The organism is Mesorhizobium sp. WSM4829, from assembly GCF_055811475.1.
Genome location: NZ_JBVVQJ010000051.1, coordinates 1 through 16,792 on the forward strand (window position 1 = coordinate 1; position 16,792 = coordinate 16,792).

The window sequence follows — 16,792 nt, forward strand, 5'->3', positions numbered from 1 at the left end:
GAGTAGGGGAGTCGTACCATTGGATCGGCTTCGTGCAAGCCATACTTTCCCTATTCACTTGCTGCTTTATCCCCTACTCCCCTACTCCCTTACTCCCTTCCGACGGGGAACGTCTCCGGCGTCACCCCGTTGTTCGGGCGTTATGGAGATACGCGGGTTCCTGTTGTTCTGGTCCATCTTGGCCGCCGTTGTCGCGGCGCTCAGCCTTGGACCGTCCTTCGCCCATGTCCTGGAATCGGCTCCTCGGCTGACGAAGTGGTCGCCTTCGCTCTGGCGCGAGACGACTGTCTTCAACGCCCAGTTCCAGCTGTTTGCCGTCATTGGCGCGCCACTGGACCTAGCCGCGATCGGCTGTCCGGGACTGCTCGCTTGGATGCTGCGCAATGACCGACCGGCGTTCTGGTATGCGTTGGCCGCTGCCGTGATCTATGCGGTGTCTCTTGCGATGTGGTTTGCTCTCGTCAAGCCGGCGAACGATATTCTGGCCACCTGGGTGCCTGGGCCGATTCCGGAGAATTTCGAAGCGATCCGGCTGCGTTGGGAAACCGGCCATATGATCGTCGCCGGCTTCAAGGCCGTCGGCTTCGTATCGCTGGTTGCCGCCCTGCTCTTCATCAGGCGCGGCTGACCGTTTCGGAAATGTCCGGCGACTGCGTTTGTTGCGCCGGTGAATGTGCTGTGGCAGAAGCGGGCCACGTCGCCCAGGAGATGCGCTTCTTGAAACCTTTTCGCGACAAACGCCGCGACAGCCGCTCGCATCAGCTCGCAAAGGGCGGGGCGGAACCGCGCGGAACCGGCGCATCGGGCCACCGCACCGAGCCGATAGCCGCGCCGCGCGTCCTTTCCCGCCGCGACGGTGCCCTGCCCGCCGAACACCTGCCGCTGATCCTCGAAGTCGCGCCCAACGCCGACTACGCGTTGCTCGACAGCGGTGCCGGACAGAAGCTCGAGCAGTACGGCCCCTATCGCATCGTTCGGCCTGAAGGCCAGGCGATCTGGCAAAAAGCGTTGCCGGCCAAAGACTGGGACCGCGCCGACGCCATTTTCACCGGCGACACCGAAGAGGAAGGCATCGGCCGCTGGCGTTTCCCCAAGACGCCGCTCGGCGAAACCTGGCCAATGAAGCATGACGGCATCGATTATCTCGGCCGCTTCACCTCGTTTCGCCATGTCGGCGTGTTCCCCGAGCAGGCCTCGCACTGGGATCACATGGCCGGGCTGATCGCGGCGGCGAAGCGGCCGGTCAAAGTGCTGAATCTGTTCGGCTATACCGGCCTTGCCTCGCTGGTGGCGGCGCGCGCCGGCGCCGAGGTCACCCATGTCGATGCTTCCAAGAAGGCGATCGGCTGGGCCAGGGAGAACCAGGAGATGGCGGGCCTGTCGCAAAAGCCGATCCGTTGGATCGTCGACGACGCCCTAAAATTCGCCGAGCGCGAGGAGCGCCGTGGCAGCCGTTACGACATCGTCCTGTTCGATCCGCCCGCCTATGGCCGTGGCCCCAGGGGCGAGGTCTGGCAATTGTTCGAGGATCTGCCGGCTCTGACCGACCTCTGCCGCTCGGTGCTGACGCCGAAGCCACTCGCTGTCGTGCTGACCGCCTATTCGATCCGCGCTTCCTTCTTCGCCATCCATGCCTTGATGCGCGACACTTTTGCCGGCATGGGCGGCACGGTCGAATCCGGCGAACTGATTATCCGCGAGAAATCCGCTGGCCGGGCGCTGTCCACCTCGCTGTTTTCGCGCTGGGTGGCCTGAATGAGCGAGCGGCACGCCGGCGCGCCAGGGCAGGTGAAGGAAGTCACCAGCCTTGCCAATCCGTTGATCAAGGACATCAAGGCGCTCTCGCTGAAGAAATACCGCGACCAGCAGAACGCATTCATGGCCGAGGGGCTGAAGCTGGTCATCGACGCGCTCGACCTCGGCTGGTCGATCCGGACGCTGGTCTTCGCCAAAGCCGGACGCGGCAACGCGGCGGTCGAAAAGGTCGCGGCACGCACGGTTGCCGCCGGCGGCACCGTGCTCGAAGTTTCGGAAAAAGTGCTCGTCGCCATCACCCGCCGCGACAACCCGCAAATGGTGGTCGGCGTCTTTTCGCAAAAGTTCCTGCCGCTGAAGGACATCCGCGCTCAAGACGGCGATGTCTGGGTGGCGCTCGACCGCGTGCGCGATCCCGGCAATCTCGGTACCGTCATCCGCACCGTCGATGCCGTTGGCGCCAAGGGCATCATCCTGGTCGGCGAGACCACCGATCCTTTTTCCGTCGAGACCGTGCGCGCCACGATGGGCTCGATCTTCGCCGTGCCGGTCGCCAAGGCGACGCCGGAAGCCTTCCTTGCGTGGCGAAAAAGCTTTCCTGGCCTGGTTGCCGGCACACATCTGAAGGGTGCGGTCGATTACCGTTCGGTCGACTTTTCCAAAGGCCCGGTGCTGCTGATGATGGGCAACGAACAGCAGGGCCTGCCCGAAAGCCTGGCCGAAAGCTGCGACAGATTGCTGCGGATTCCACAGTCTGGTCGGGCCGATTCGCTCAATCTCGCGGTGGCCACCGGCATCATGCTGTTCGAGATCCGGCGCGGCGCGCTGAAACTTGCCCCGGAGGGCGCCTGACCGTGACATCCCGAACGGTGAAAGCCCCAACGGCAAAATCCTGGTTGCCCTACGTCGTGCTGGTCGCCGCCGCGGTGACGCTCGACCAGTGGGTGAAATATCTGGTCGAGACCGGCCTCCCTTTTCAGGAAAAGGTCGATATTGTCCCGTTCCTGGCATTGTATCGCACCTACAACACCGGCATCGCCTTCTCGATGTTTTCGTCCTTCGGTGACACCGGCCTGGTGGTCATCGCCGCTTTTGTCGTCGCTTTCGTGCTCTATCTCGCGGCCCGCACTCCGCCCAGCCACGTGCTTACCCGCATCGGCTTTGCGCTGATCGTCGGCGGCGCGCTCGGCAATCTGTTCGACCGCGTTACCTATGGTCACGTGATCGACTACATCCTGTTTCACACCCCAATATGGTCCTTCGCCATCTTCAACCTCGCCGACGCCTTCATCGCAGTCGGCGCGGTGGTGGTCGTCCTCGACGAACTCATTGGTTGGCGGCGTGAGGCCAAGCCCTCAAGCGATTGACCTGGCCTTCTGCCGCCATACAGTGTCCCATTCAAGAAGCCCGAGGAGAAGACATGCCCGAAACCTTCAAAGCCATCCTCGTTTCGCGCGACGCCGAGAAGAAGCAGTCGGTCGCGATCACCGATCTTACTGAAGCCGACCTGATGGAAGGCGATGTCACCGTCGCCGTCGAGGCGACGACGGTGAACTACAAGGACGGCCTCGCCATATCCGGCAAGGCGCCGGTGATCCGCCGCTGGCCGCTGGTGCCGGGCATTGATTTCGCCGGCACCGTCATCTCGTCCTCCCATGCCGACTGGCGCACGGGGGACAAGGTCATATTGAACGGCTGGGGCGTCGGCGAGACGCATTTTGGCGCCTATGCCGAGCGCGCCCGTGTCAAGGGCGACTGGCTGGTGCCGCTGCCCCAGGGCATGAGCCCGCATGATGCGATGGCGGTCGGCACGGCAGGTTACACCGCCATGCTTTGCGTTATCGCGCTGGAACGGCACGGTATCGTGCCGGAACGCGGCCCCGTCGTGGTGACGGGCGCGGCCGGCGGCGTCGGCTCGGTCGCGGTTTCGATTCTGTCCAGCCTCGGCTATCACGTCGTCGCCTCGACCGGCCGCAGCGCTGAAAGTTCCTACCTGACCGACCTGGGTGCTTCGGAGGTGATTTCGCGCGACGAGCTTGCCCAGCCGGCAAAGCCGCTCGCCAAGGAACGCTGGGCCGGCGGCGTCGACGCGGTCGGCAGTCACATCCTGGCCAACGTCCTTTCGATGACCTCCTATGGCGGCGCCGTCGCCGCCTGCGGCCTGGCCGGCGGCATGGATCTGCCGACGAGCGTCGCCCCGTTCATCCTGCGCGGCGTTTGTCTGCTCGGCATCGATTCGGTGATGGCGCCAAAAACGGTCCGCATGGAGGCGTGGCGCCGCATCGGCACGGACCTCGACCTCCAGAAGCTCGCCAAACTGTCCACGACCATTGGCTTCGATGGCATCATCGACGCCGCGCACGATATCGTCGAGGGCAAGGTCCGCGGTCGCGTGGTGGTGGACATGTGAGCTCTTCCTTCTCCGGTTTTTAATGCATGTCGAGCAAAAGCATGACCCAGGGTGTGCAGCGGTGAAGCGCCTCGCATGAGGCCGGCCAAACGCGACGCGCTTCAGGAGCGGAGAGGCAAAAACCGCGCGACCGCTAAAATTCGAACGATCCGCGGCAATTTTCCATAATCTCTGTCTGGCAAGGGTTTCCGCATGGTCACGGAATCCGGCATCAGAGAAACAGAGAGCGCCGAAAACGTCGACGGGATCGGCCCGGAGGCGCCAAGCCGGCAGCATATCGCGGCGCCGCCACTGGCGCCTGAATTGCCCGCCGCCAATCGCGAAGGCCTGCCGTTCCTGATGCTCGTCGCCATCGCCGTGCTGGCGGGCCTGTCGCATCTGACCGGCGCGCCGATCTTCATCACCGTCGGGCTTTTGGCGACTGGCATGGCAGGCCTTGCCGTGCATCTGCGTGCCAGGCGCACGGCGCGTCGCACGGTTGCGCTGCTTGGCGCGACCGCAGCGCGCAGCCGCGCCGAGGTTGAGAGCCTGGCCGACCGCGTGTGGGAGATGCAGGAGAGCGAGGAACGCTTTCGCGGGCTGATCGACGCGCTTGGCGATCTCGTCGTCCATCGCGACCGTGACGGCCACATCGTCTATGCCAACAAGGTTTTCGCCGAGCTTGTCGGAGCCGACCAGCGCGACCTTGCCGGCAGGGCCCTGGCCGACCTCGGCATCGACGTCGGCATCGTTCCCGATGCCGCTTTTTCCGACCATGAATGCCTGAGCTCCACCGACGTCGCCATTAGCACACCGAGCGGCCCGCGCTGGTTCTCATGGATCGAACTGTCCGTGCGCGACAAGGAGAGCGGTTCCGTCTCGCATCGCGCAATCGCCCGCGACATTACCGCACGCAAGCACGCCGAAACGTCACTGATCACCGCCCGCGAGCGAGCCGAATATGCAAGCCAGGCCAAATCGCGCTTCCTCGCCACCGTCAGCCACGAGATCCGCACGCCGATGAACGGCATCATGGGCATGGCCAAGCTGCTGGCGGACACCGGGCTCTCGCCGCAACAACGGACCTATGTCGGCGCCATCTCGACCTCGGCCAGCGCGCTGCTGGCGCTGATCGAGGACCTGCTCGACTATTCCAAGATCGAGGCCGGCCGCTTCGATCCCGAACCGCAGCCAATGTCGGTGCGCGAGATCGCCGACAACATCGTGGAACTCCTGGCGGCGCGTGCCTTCGCCAAGAACATCGGCCTTGGCTGCCATGTCGAACCCGACGTGCCGCAGATGATATCAGCCGATCCTGGAAGGGTCAGGCAGGTGCTGCTCAACCTCATCGGCAACGCCATCAAGTTCACCGACAGCGGCGGCGTGTTGGTGAGCATCGCTCGTGCCCGCACCGAAACCACCGACCGCATATGCTTCACCGTCACCGACACCGGTCCCGGCCTGCACGAGGACGACTTGGAGCGCATCTTCGAGGAATTCGAACAGGCTGACGGCACGTCGACCCGCGCGCATGGCGGCGCCGGGCTCGGTCTTGCCATCTCCAGGCGCCTGGTGATCGCCATGGGCGGCACGATCTCGGTGTCGAGCCAGCTAGGCCAGGGTTCGGAATTCGTCTTCGAAATCCCTGCAATATCGGCCACCGCGCCGCCGCAGAGCCGTCGGGATGCGCTGTCAGGGCGGCGCGCCGTGATCCTGTCGAAGAACGCCATCGAGGCCGACGCCATCGCCCGCACCATCCGCGCCAATGGCGGCAGGGTCGATCTGGCCACCACCGCCGCCCAGGCAGCGTCCTTCGCCGAAGGCTGCGACGTGCTTTTGGTCGATGCGGCCATGGAGGAAGGCGACGGCAGGTTGCTCAAGCGCCTTCGCCAGAGCGGCTTTGCCGATTGCGAGGCGATCACACTGATCGCACCGACCGACCGCGGCATGCTGGGCGAGTTCCGCGCCAGCGGCTACGCCACCTTTCTGGCAAGGCCGGTGCGTGGCGAAACGTTGCTTCGCGTGCTTTTGACCAGCAGCGTGCCTGCCCTCACCCAGCCGCAGCCGGAAAAGCGCGGCGCACCAACCGCCCGCGCCATTGGCGGCCGGCGGCGGGGCCTGTCCGTGCTGATCGCCGAGGATAACGACATCAACGCCATGCTTGCCCGTGCCACGCTGCTGAAGGCCGGGCATCGCGTGAAACTGGTCGGCAACGGCAAGGCCGCCGTCGAGGCCATCACCGGCACCGACCACAAGTACCGCTTCGACGTGGTGCTGATGGATCTGCACATGCCTGTCATGGACGGGCTGGACGCGATCGCCGCCATCCGCCGGCACGAGGAGGAGACCGCCGTGTCGCCGGTTCCGATCATGGTGCTATCGGCGGACAGTCAGGAAACGACCCGCCACGCAGTGCTCGCCCATGGCGCCAGCGGCTTCGTCACCAAGCCGCTCGACCCCGACGCGCTTGTCCATGCGGTCGAGGGTCACGTGGCCGCTTGATCCGCCGGCTGTCCTTGCCTGGCTTACCTGCAGAACATAGCCGGTTGAAGGGTTGCCCAGCCGACGAAGTATTGCCGGCAGGGCCGTATCACGGTACTGTCACAATCCTGTTGCACCTACGCCGTATCCCCGTGCCAAGAGGGATGGCTCGAAGGAGAATCACTCGTGCATACAGTTATGCCGGAATGTGACGCTCGGCCGAACGCCAGGGGTGCTTTGCTCACCGGGCGCAACGTCGATGCTGTCATAAAAGGCGAAGCGCTTGGCCGTATCGGCAACCTCGAAGTGCGGCTCGCACGCAACGAGGCCGAGATCGCCGCCGCGCAGGAAGTGCGCTACCGGGTGTTCTATGACGAGCTCGGCGCCAGGAAAACCCTGTTTCAGGTGCAGGACCGCCGCGACGCCGACCATTTTGATCCGCTCTGTGATCATCTGCTCGTCTTCGACACCTCGCTGTCCGGTCCCGAGCATCGCCGCATTGTCGGCACCTACCGCCTGTTGCGGCAGGAGATCGCGGCAGCGGCCGGCGGCTTCTATTCCGAGGGCGAGTTTGAGCTGACCAATCTTATCGCCCGCCACCCCGGCCAGCGTTTCCTCGAGCTCGGCCGTTCCTGCGTCTTGCCGGAATACCGCTCGAAGCGCACCATCGAGGCGCTCTGGCAAGGTATTTGGGCCTATATCAACCATTATGGGATCGGCGTGATGACCGGTTGCGCCTCGTTCCCCGGCACCGTGCCGGCGGCACACGCCGAAGCGCTGACCTATCTCGCCCATCACTGCCGGACGAATTCGGCCTGGGACGTGCGCGCCGTCGCCGGCCGCTACTGTTCCATGGATTTGATGCCGATCGAGGCGGTCAACGCCAAGGCCGCGATCGCGGCGATGCCACCGCTGGTCAAGGGCTATCTGCGCGTCGGCGCGCGCATCGGCGACGGCTGCGTCATCGACCGCGAATTCTCGACGGTCGACGTGTTCGTGGTGATGCCGGTCAAGGAGATCGGCGCCCGCTACGTCAGCTATTATGGCGGGGAAGCCCAGCGCTTCGCCGCCTGAATTCCAATGAGTAGCGAATAGCGAGTAGCGAGAGTTCCGCCAATTCGCTGCGGATCGTTGTCCCTATTCGCTACTCGCCCTCATTTCACGGAATATCTTCCGGCCGCCGGCCGGGCCGGCTCTTGTAGGACGGAAAGGCCCAGCCGAACTTAAGCGCGCCGCCACGCACGCAGAAAGCGGCTATGAAGCCCACCAGGCCCGAGGCGAGCGGCGGCAGTCCGGCGAGATCGCCTGTTGTAAACAGGATGGCACCCGCAAGGGCGGCGGTGACATAGATTTCTGGTCTCAAGAGCACCGAAGCCTCACCGGCCAGCAGGTCGCGCAAGATCCCGCCGAACGTGGCGGTGAGCACGCCGGTAACAACGGACACGACCGGCGAGCCGGTGATGGCCAGGCCCTTGGCGGCACCCATCACCGAAAACGCGGCGAGGCCGACGGCGTCGAGCCAGAGCAGTAATTTCCAGCGGGATTCGAGACGGTGCGCCCCGAAAAAGACAAGCATCGCCACCACCGCGCAGATCAGCACATAGCCAGAGTTGGTAACCCAGAAGACCGGCAGATTGAGGATGACGTCACGAAACGTGCCACCGCCGATGCCGGTGACGCTGGCCAGGAACAGAAAGCCGATGATGTCGAGCTGCTTGCGCGAAGCGGCCAGCGCACCGGTCGCCGCGAAGACGGCGACACCGGCATAGTCGAGAAGCTCGATCGGGTTCAAGGGCATAGCGGAGTAGGAGAGCGGGTGAATAGGGATGTATGAATAGCACGAAGCCGTACGATTGGTACGGCTCCTTTACCCTACTGCCCCTACTGCTCCTACTGCCCTATTCCCTTAACTTACGCATCCTTCTCAGCTTGCTCATTCACCGGCCCTGGCTCGACCGGCGCTTCGCTTGCCACATGCTTGGGACCGCCCTTGGCAACGCCGACCATGGCCGGCCGCAACACCCGCTCACCGATCGAATAGCCTGGCTGCACGACCTGGACCACCGTGTTGGCCGGCACCTCCGGATTGGGCACCTCGAACATCGCCTGATGGAAATTCGGGTCGAATTTCTCGCCTTCCGGCTCGAGCTTCTTCACTCCGTGCCGCTCGAGCGCCGATAGCATGGCGCGCTCGGTGAGCTCGACGCCCTCGATCAGTGACTTCAAACCGGCATCACCTGACGCCTTGGACTCAGCCGGGATCGCATCCAGTGCGCGGCGCAGATTGTCCGATACCGACAGCATGTCACGGGCGAAATTGGCAACCGCATAGGCGCGTGCATCGTGCACGTCACGGGCGGTACGGCGGCGCAGATTCTCCATCTCGGCTGCGACGCGGAGCGCGCGGTCCTTCAACTCGTCGTTTTCCTTCAGCAGCCGCACAAGCGCTTCATAGTCGCCGTCGGCGCTGCCTTGCGTGTGTTCGGTGGCAGCCCCGGCCGTCTCGGCTTCATCGGGCGCGCGTTCGTCTTTTGCCTGGTCGCTCATCGCCGTTTCCCGTCATTTCAAATGATGTGGATTTTGTGCCCGATATCGAGGTTTGGCGGCCAAAAATCAAGGGGCAAGCGATACTGGACAGGCCGCTCGCGCTTTTGACGACGCATCATGGAGACCTTTCGATATTAATTCAAATTTTACTGTAACCACCGGCTTTGCTTGCCAAGATGCTGCGATGGGGGAACCATTCGTCTGCTGGAAGAGTTTCGAAACCGACACAGGATTTTGAGATGGCGACCCGCAACGACGGCGACCGTAAGAATGGCGCCCCCAACGATGACGAAAGACGTGAAAGGCTGGCGGCCGGCATCAGGCGCCAGTTCGGCACGGAGGCAACGATGCACTTTCTGCGCGCGTTGCCGGCGTTCCGGACGGAGAACGACATTCCCGATCGTTTCAGGGAATTGCTTGACCGCCTGGACGGCATCGAAAGCAGCGTAGCCGCCGGTGGCAACCGGCGATAGACAACACACACGCCTGTCGCTGCGCGTCATTGGTATGCTTTTTGCCGCAGCTTGCGCGTCGCGCGACAATTACCCGCAGTAACTTTGCGTGATGCCTGGCTTGCAGCGACGAAATGGTCCGTCTATGCTTCCTGATGAACATGATTTCCCCCGAAGCTGTAGCGAACAGCAAGCGTGCCTGGTTGAAGATCCTGGCGCGCTACAAGAAACCTGACAGGCGGCGCAGCGCCGTCGAACTTGCCATCACTCTCATCCCCTTTGCCACGCTGTGGACACTGTCCTCGGCTGCCTATGCCTATGGCCATTGGTGGGGTCTGATCCTCATCCTTCCGGCCGCCGGCTTTCTGGTGCGGATCTTCATGATCCAGCACGATTGCGGCCACGGTTCCTTCTTCGCCAACCGCACCGCCGACGACTGGATCGGCCGCGGCCTGGGCATCCTGACTTTGACGCCTTACGATTGCTGGCGACGTGCCCACGCAACCCATCATGCCAGCGCCGGCAATCTCGATGAGCGCGGCACGGGCGACATCAAGACGCTGACTGTCGCGGAATATCGGCAAATGTCCTGGCGGGGCCGCCTTGCCTATCGTCTCTATCGCCATCCGCTCGTCATGTTCGGCCTCGGCCCCATTTGGCTTTTCATCTTTGAACAGAGACTGCCTGTCGGCATGATGCGAGGCGGCCTCACGCCCTGGGTGTCGTCGATGGCCACCAACGCGGCCATCGCGGTCGCCGCCGCCGCCCTTGTCTGGTTCGTCGGTCTCGAAGCGTTCCTGGTCGTCCATTTGCCCATCGTCGTTCTCGCCGGGTCCGCCGGCATCTGGCTGTTCTATGTCCAGCACCAGTTCGAAGAGACAGAGTGGGCAAAGGACTCCGAATGGGAGTTCCAGCATGCGGCCCTGCACGGCTCGTCCTATTACGACCTGCCGCCGGTACTGAACTGGTTCACCGGCAATATCGGCGTCCATCACGTGCACCACCTCTCCGCCAAGGTGCCGTGCTATCGTCTGCAGGAGGTCCTGAGGGACTATCCGGAACTGCGCGAAATTGGCCGCGTCACGCTTCTCGACAGCCTGCGCTGCGTCAAGCTGGCGCTGTGGGATGAGAGCCGCAGCAAGCTGATATCGTTTCGCGAAGCGCGGATGACTGCATAAAGCACATCCCAAAAACGAACGCGCGGCGTTATAAAGCCGCCGCACCACAGGTGCGGCGGCTTTTATAACGTGTGGCTCAAGCCGCCTGGCGTTCGTCGCGCATCAGGATCTCGCCGTGGCGAATCTCGGTGCCGAGCACTTTCAGGCATTCGCGCATGAAGGTGGCCAGCCCCGGCCAGCCCTTGGCCGACACCAGATTGCCGTCGACATGGGCGCCGGTCGGCGCGACATCGATATAGGTGCCGCCGGCAAGCGTGACTTCCGGCTCGCAATACTGCAGCGCCGCGACCTCCCTGCCACGCAGCACGCCGTCGACCGCCATCAGGATCTGGGCGCCGTGGCAAATGGTGAAGATCGGCTTGCCGGTCTCGTGGAAATGCCGCACCAGCGCCTGCACGCGCTTGTCGATGCGGATATATTCCGGCCCGCGCCCGCCTGCCGCATAGACGGCATCGTATTCAGCCGGATTGACCTCGGAAAACGTCTTGTTGAGGATGTAGTCGTGGCCGAGCTTTTCCGTATAGGTCTGGTGACCCTCGAAGTCGTGCAGCGACGTCTTCAGGATATCGCCTGCCTTCTTGTCGGGACACACGACATGCACGGTGTGGCCGACCGCATGCATGGCCTGTTCAAAGACGAAAATCTCGTATTCCTCGCTGAACTCGCCAACGAGCATCAATATCTTCTTACCAGCCATTCCCGGTTCCTCCCTTGGTGGCGAATTTATTTCGGATCGCGAAATAATAGGCCTTATCTTAAGGTGCGGATGCCGAAAATAAAAGATTGAATCGGCAAAGTGGTCCGACCAGATGCGACTCGCTCCGTCGGGGAGATCAACCGGTGCGCACCCGCCGCCAGGAATATTTGGGGCCTTTGGCCTCCGGCTTCACGGTCGGCTGGTAGGACAGCGGCAGACCGCCGGTGCGGCCTTCCTCGAGCCGTTTCAGCAACACTGGATTTGACACTTCGAACTCGTCGAAGCCGAGGCGCAGCATATGCGGAAGCTGGTCGACCAGAACCTGTCCGGTGGCGCGGACCGCGCCCTCGAAACGGTAGCGGCTGCGCAGCAGTTCGCCCTTGGAGAAGGAGCGGCCGTCACTGAAAGCCGGGAAGGCCAGCGCCACCAGCGATATCTGGTCGAGCAGGTCCGCGATCTTTTCGAGCTGATCGCCTGGCTGAAGCAGCACGCCGAGGCGCTCCTTCGCCGACCGGCGCACCGCCGGATCGAGGTCGAGAAACGCCTGCAGCGGCAGGATGAAGCGGCCATTGCCCGACAGTGCGTCAGCGCTCTCGGCATGGCTCCACTCGTCCTCGCTAAAACCTGTCGGGGTCCAGAGGCGGGTGGCGTTTTCCGCTATCGATTCACTCATCGAGAAATTCCCAAGTCCACAAAATTCTAAAGTTCAAAACGCTCGAGGGTGTGTTGAGATTCAGGTCAGGCCGAGCCGAGAATGGTGGCTTCCGAGAACCGGAGCGGAGCGTACTTTGGGTACGTGCCGCCATTCGCAGGCCAGCCTCACCTGAATATCGACATACCCTAAAGCGATGCGTCGGTCAGCGACTTCTCCAGCCCCGACAAATGGATGCCGCACTCTGTCTTGGCGTGCCCCACCCAGCGGCCGCTGCGTGCATCCTCGCCCGGCTGCACCGGCTGCGTGCACGGGAAGCAGCCTATCGATAGATAGCCATAGGCGACCAGCGGATTCTCACGCAGCGCATGCGCGCGCATATAGTTGGCCTGGTCTGATGTCGTCCAATGCGCCAGCGGATTGATGCGAATGCGCGAGCCGACCGCCTCGAACACCGGCAGTGATGCCCGCGTCGTCGCCTGAAAACGCTTGCGGCCGGTGAACCAGGCGCGGAACGGCTCGACGCCGCGCGCCAGCGGCTCGACCTTGCGGACCTCGCAGCAGGCGTCGGTGTCGGTTTCGTTCAGATTACCGGTCGGATCGATCCGTTCGAGCGCCGCTTCTTCGGGAGTGATCACCCTTATATCGGTCAGCCCGAAATCGGCAACCAGCGCGTCGCGATAGCCGAGCGTCTCCTCGAAGTGCTTGCCGGTGTCGAGGAAGATGACCGGCAGCGTCCGGTCGATCTTGGCGATCATGTGCAGAAGCACTGCAGAATCCGCCCCGAACGACGAAACTGCGGCGATTTCACCGTGAAAGAATTCCCGGGCCGACCGCTCGATGATCTCCAGCGGCTTCAGATGACCATAGAGCGCATCGAGCCCCGCCGCTTCGGCGGCGATGCCGGCCTCGACGTCGACGATACGATCAAGCGGCCTTGGCTTCGCCAGCATAGAGCGCCTCCTTGAACGGCGCGGGACCGACACGGCGGTAGGCGTCGATGAATTTTTCGTTTCTGTCGAGCCGGAGGCCGAGATAGGTCTCGACGATCTGCTCGATGGCGTCGGTGATCTCTGCCGAGCTGAAGCCGCGGCCGATGATCTCGCCGACCGAGGTGTTCTCGTCGGCCGAGCCGCCGAGCGTCACCTGGTAGAGTTCGGCGCCCTTCTTCTCGACGCCGAGGATGCCGATATGGCCGACATGGTGATGGCCGCAGGCATTGATGCAGCCGGAAATCTTCAGCTTCAGTTCGCCGATCTCGCGCTGCCGCTCTAGCGAAGCGAAACGACGCGAGATTTCCTGCGCCACCGGAATCGAGCGCGCCGTGGCCAGCGCGCAATAGTCGAGGCCCGGGCACGAGATGATGTCTGATATCAGGTTGGAATTGGCCGTCGCCAGTCCGATGTCGACCAGCGCGTCATAGACCGCCTTGAGGTCGGCCCGCGCGACATGCGGCAGGATCAGGTTCTGCTCATGGCTGACGCGCAGCTCGTCGAAAGCATATTTTTCGGCAAGGTCGGCGACCGCTTCCATCTGGCTGTCGGAGGCGTCGCCCGGCGCTTCGCCAATGGCCTTGAGCGAGATGGTCACGGCGGCATAATCGGGGTGACGGTGGGTCACCACGTTCTGGTCGAGCCACTCCGAAAAGCTCTTCGAATCGAGGCGGGCGAGCTTGACGGCCTCGTCGCCTTCCGGCCGTTCGACCAGCGCCGGTGGTGCGAAATAGGCATCGATGGTGCGGATGTCGGCTTCCGGCAGTTTTAGATCCGCATCCTTCAGCTGCTGCCATTCGGCCTCGACCTGGCGGGTGATCTCCTCGACGCCGGTCTCGTGGACGAGGATCTTGATGCGCGCCTTGTATTTGTTGTCGCGGCGGCCGTAGAGGTTGTAAACGCGCAGGATCGCCGTGCAATAGGACAGAAGGTCGGCCTCGGGCAGGAAGTCGCGGATCTTCTTGGCGATCATCGGCGTACGGCCCTGGCCGCCGCCGACATAGACGGCGAAACCGAGTTCGCCGGCAGCGTTCTTCTTCAAATGCAGGCCGATGTCATGCGTCTGGATGGCGGCGCGGTCGCGCTCGGCGCCGGTCACCGCGATCTTGAATTTTCTCGGCAGGAACGAGAATTCCGGATGCACCGACGACCATTGGCGCAGGATTTCCGCATAAGGACGCGGATCGGCTACCTCGTCGGCGGCGGCACCGGCAAAGTGGTCGGCGGTGACGTTGCGGATGCAGTTGCCGCTGGTCTGGATGGCGTGCATCTCGACACCAGCCAGATCGGCCAGGATCGCCGGAATGTCCGACAGCGCCGGCCAGTTGAACTGGATGTTCTGGCGCGTCGTGAAATGGCCGTAGCCCTTGTCGTATTTGCGGGCGATGTGGCCAAGCATGCGCAGCTGCTTGCTGTTCAGCGTGCCGTAAGGCACCGCGATGCGCAGCATGTAGGCGTGCAACTGCAGGTAGACGCCGTTCATCAGCCGCAGCGGCCGGAACTGATCCTCGGTGATCTCGCCGGCAAGCCGCCGCGCGACCTGATCGCTGAACTCGGCGACGCGGGCCTGGACGAAGTCGTGATCGAACTCATCGTAACGGTACATGTCTGGTCTTTCCGGGCGCGTCCGCCCGTTGTCTTCAATGTCGTCGTTTACGCCGCCCGGGCGGCTACCGGGCGGGCCTGCTTGCCCAGGTCGTTGCGGTTGGTCGGGCCGGCGGCGCGGATCTTTTCGCGCAGCCGGACCGGCTCGACGACACCATTGGCGACGGTCACGTCGATCAGATTGACGTCGACCACTTCATTGTTGGCAGAGGCCGTGGCGCCGATCGCCTCCAGCCGGTCTTCGGCCGCCTTGTCATGGGCGACATCGGCATTGTCGATGGTCTCGGCCCAGCCGCCATTGGCGTACCAGACGGCTTCGCCGTCGGCGAGGCGGTTTGCAGTCAGGACTTTCATCGTTCAGCTCCTTCGGCGGCTGTTTGGGCCGCGCCTTCATGCCTGTGTGCCGCCAGCGGCTCGGAACGTTCAAAATTGGCGCCGGCGACCGCATCGCCGATGATGGTCATGACCGGACCGGTAAGGTCGGCGCGAATCTCCAGCGACGGCAGGTCGGCGAGCGTGCCGTGGAAACGGCGCCGGTTGGCAAGGCTGGCATTCTCGACCACGGCGACCGCAGTATCCGGCGACAGGCCGGCCTCGATCAGCCGGCCGGCAACCTCGGCCGCGACCGAGCGGCCCATATAGACGGCGACCGTGGCGCCGGAAATGGCGAGCTTTGCCCAGTCGGGCAGCGAATTTCCCTTGAGGTCGTGGCCGGTGGTGAACACCATCGACGACGACACGCCGCGCAGCGTCAGCGGCAGCTCGAAATCGGCGGCGGCGGCGAAGGCCGCGGTGACGCCCGGAACCACCTCATAGGCGATGCCGGCATCGCGCAGCGCTGCCATTTCCTCGCCCGCCCGGCCGAACACCAGCGGATCGCCGGATTTCAGCCGCACGACGCGCTTGCCGTCGCGGCCGAGCTCGATCAGCAGCGCATTGATCTCGGCCTGGCTCTTGGTGTGGCAGCCCTTGCGTTTACCTACCGGCAGACGCTCGGCGTCGCGACGGCCCATGGCGACGATCGCCTCCGGCACCAGCGCATCATGGACGATGACATCGGCTTCCATCAGCAGCCGGTGGGCGCGCAGCGTCAGCAGGTCTTCGGTGCCGGGACCCGCGCCAACCAGGGCAATGTGACCCGATGCCGGCGCGTTCGAAAGCATCAGGTCGACGGCGGCACCGTGCGCCTGCGAAAGCTGGCCAGCCTCCATGGCGCGGGCCGGCGCGCCGCCGAAAAACTCGCTCCAGAAGCGGCGGCGGGCATTGCCTTTCAGCAGCAATCTCTCAACAGTGCCGCGCAACGAGGCAGCAAGCGAAGCAAGCGGCCCGAGCGACGGCGACAGCATGCGGTCGATGCGGCTGCGCAGCATCTGGGCAAGCACCGGTCCGGCCCCTTCCGTGCCGATGGCAATGGCGACCGGCGCGCGGTTGACCAGCGCCGGGGTGAAGAAATCGCATAGCTCCGGCCGGTCGACGGCATTGACCGGAATGCCCAGCCTGCGCGCATCCTCGGCAACGCGGCGGTCATGCGCCTCGTTGCCGCTGGCAGCAAACACCATCACCGCGCCTTCGAGATGCGCGGCCTCATAGGCGGCAGCGATGTGGACGGCGCCATTCGCGGCGATGAAGGCCAGCAAATCATGCTCAGGGGCATCGGCTATAATGCGCAAGACGGCGCTCGACTGGCCGATCAGCCGCGCCTTGGCCAGAGCCTCCTCGCCGCCGCCGACGATGGCCACAGCTTCGCCAGCGACCCGCATAAAGACGGGAAAGGCGTTGAGCTTGGCGGGGGTCTGCGGCATAGCGAGCGGAATCCTGAATTCGCTGTCGGTTTTACGCGCGGGCGCGAAAAAACAGAAGGAACGCACTCGCGCATCGCTTCGTGCGAAGCAATCGCTTTTCCGCAAGCACCAGAGGCAGGAGAAAAAAATTCCACACCCACGAGTGGAGCGGATCCAAGCCGCTGTTGCGAGCCTTGATCTGCGGCCGTTCTAGCGACAAGCGAAGTATATTACAAAACACTTTTTTCTAAATTCTACCATCT

17 protein-coding genes are annotated in these 16,792 nt (G+C 63.6%); 9 read left to right on the plus strand and 8 right to left on the minus strand.

Annotation, left to right across the window (positions count from 1 at the left end; translation table 11 throughout):
- Positions 1 to 142: 142 nt before the first annotated feature.
- The 7 genes from AC0L17_RS30860 to olsB all read left to right on the plus strand — a co-directional run bounded on the left by AC0L17_RS30860 (position 143) and on the right by olsB (position 7,699).
- On the plus strand, positions 143 to 628 hold the full coding sequence (locus tag AC0L17_RS30860) for a DUF1772 domain-containing protein (protein ID WP_473518542.1): 486 nt from the start codon (positions 143 to 145) through the stop codon (positions 626 to 628).
- An 89-nt stretch (positions 629 to 717) separates the two neighbouring features.
- Complete coding sequence (locus AC0L17_RS30865; RefSeq protein WP_473518543.1) at positions 718 to 1,755, plus strand: RsmD family RNA methyltransferase; 1,038 nt, start codon at positions 718 to 720, stop codon at positions 1,753 to 1,755.
- Positions 1,756 to 2,607: a TrmH family RNA methyltransferase gene (locus AC0L17_RS30870; RefSeq protein WP_023797437.1), complete on the plus strand. Its 852-nt coding sequence runs from the start codon at positions 1,756 to 1,758 to the stop codon at positions 2,605 to 2,607. It abuts the gene before it with no gap.
- 2 nt (positions 2,608 to 2,609) lie between these two features.
- The gene (gene lspA / locus AC0L17_RS30875; RefSeq protein ID WP_473518544.1) at positions 2,610 to 3,122 is read left to right on the plus strand and encodes a signal peptidase II; all 513 of its coding nucleotides are present in this window, start codon (positions 2,610 to 2,612) and stop codon (positions 3,120 to 3,122) included.
- Positions 3,123 to 3,175: 53 nt separating this feature from the next.
- Entirely contained in the window at positions 3,176 to 4,165 is a 990-nt protein-coding gene (acuI, locus tag AC0L17_RS30880) for an acrylyl-CoA reductase (NADPH) (protein ID WP_473518545.1), read from the plus strand.
- 192 nt (positions 4,166 to 4,357) lie between these two features.
- Positions 4,358 to 6,646 carry a response regulator gene (locus AC0L17_RS30885; RefSeq protein ID WP_473518546.1) on the plus strand — a complete coding sequence of 763 codons (2,289 nt, stop codon included), beginning with the start codon at positions 4,358 to 4,360 and terminating at the stop codon, positions 6,644 to 6,646.
- Between the two features lie 177 nt (positions 6,647 to 6,823).
- Entirely contained in the window at positions 6,824 to 7,699 is an 876-nt protein-coding gene (gene olsB, locus AC0L17_RS30890) for a l-ornithine N(alpha)-acyltransferase (protein WP_167366477.1), read from the plus strand.
- Between the two features lie 85 nt (positions 7,700 to 7,784).
- Here olsB and AC0L17_RS30895 read toward each other — a convergent pair whose 3' ends face one another.
- A complete protein-coding gene (locus AC0L17_RS30895) occupies positions 7,785 to 8,417 on the minus strand; it encodes a trimeric intracellular cation channel family protein (RefSeq protein ID WP_023797432.1) in 633 nt (210 codons plus the stop codon).
- A 119-nt stretch (positions 8,418 to 8,536) separates the two neighbouring features.
- A complete protein-coding gene (gene grpE / locus AC0L17_RS30900; RefSeq protein WP_091595557.1) occupies positions 8,537 to 9,172 on the minus strand; it encodes a nucleotide exchange factor GrpE in 636 nt (211 codons plus the stop codon).
- Positions 9,173 to 9,411: 239 nt separating this feature from the next.
- Here grpE and AC0L17_RS30905 point away from each other — a divergent pair, with 239 nt between their 5' ends.
- On the plus strand, positions 9,412 to 9,645 hold the full coding sequence (locus tag AC0L17_RS30905) for a hypothetical protein (protein WP_023797430.1): 234 nt from the start codon (positions 9,412 to 9,414) through the stop codon (positions 9,643 to 9,645).
- A gap of 134 nt (positions 9,646 to 9,779) precedes the next feature.
- Entirely contained in the window at positions 9,780 to 10,802 is a 1,023-nt protein-coding gene (locus tag AC0L17_RS30910; RefSeq protein WP_473518547.1) for a fatty acid desaturase, read from the plus strand.
- Between the two features lie 76 nt (positions 10,803 to 10,878).
- On the opposite strand, the gene AC0L17_RS30915 is transcribed toward AC0L17_RS30910, so the two are convergent.
- The 6 genes from AC0L17_RS30915 to cysG all read right to left on the minus strand — a co-directional run bounded on the left by AC0L17_RS30915 (position 10,879) and on the right by cysG (position 16,550).
- Positions 10,879 to 11,499, minus strand: coding sequence for a DJ-1/PfpI family protein (locus AC0L17_RS30915; protein WP_473518548.1), 621 nt, complete (start codon positions 11,497 to 11,499; stop codon positions 10,879 to 10,881).
- A gap of 136 nt (positions 11,500 to 11,635) precedes the next feature.
- Complete coding sequence (locus AC0L17_RS30920; RefSeq protein ID WP_473518549.1) at positions 11,636 to 12,172, minus strand: DUF934 domain-containing protein; 537 nt, start codon at positions 12,170 to 12,172, stop codon at positions 11,636 to 11,638.
- Between the two features lie 167 nt (positions 12,173 to 12,339).
- Complete coding sequence (locus AC0L17_RS30925; protein ID WP_287122714.1) at positions 12,340 to 13,104, minus strand: phosphoadenylyl-sulfate reductase; 765 nt, start codon at positions 13,102 to 13,104, stop codon at positions 12,340 to 12,342.
- The gene (locus tag AC0L17_RS30930; protein WP_473518550.1) at positions 13,079 to 14,749 is read right to left on the minus strand and encodes a nitrite/sulfite reductase; all 1,671 of its coding nucleotides are present in this window, start codon (positions 14,747 to 14,749) and stop codon (positions 13,079 to 13,081) included. Before AC0L17_RS30930 ends, AC0L17_RS30925 begins: the two co-directional genes overlap by 26 nt.
- Before the next feature lie 47 nt (positions 14,750 to 14,796).
- Entirely contained in the window at positions 14,797 to 15,102 is a 306-nt protein-coding gene (locus AC0L17_RS30935; RefSeq protein ID WP_077381067.1) for a DUF2849 domain-containing protein, read from the minus strand.
- Positions 15,099 to 16,550, minus strand: a complete 1,452-nt coding sequence (gene cysG, locus AC0L17_RS30940) for a siroheme synthase CysG (RefSeq protein ID WP_473518551.1) — start codon at positions 16,548 to 16,550, stop codon at positions 15,099 to 15,101. The genes AC0L17_RS30935 and cysG overlap by 4 nt, the downstream gene beginning before the upstream one ends.
- Between the last annotated feature and the right edge of the window lie 242 nt (positions 16,551 to 16,792).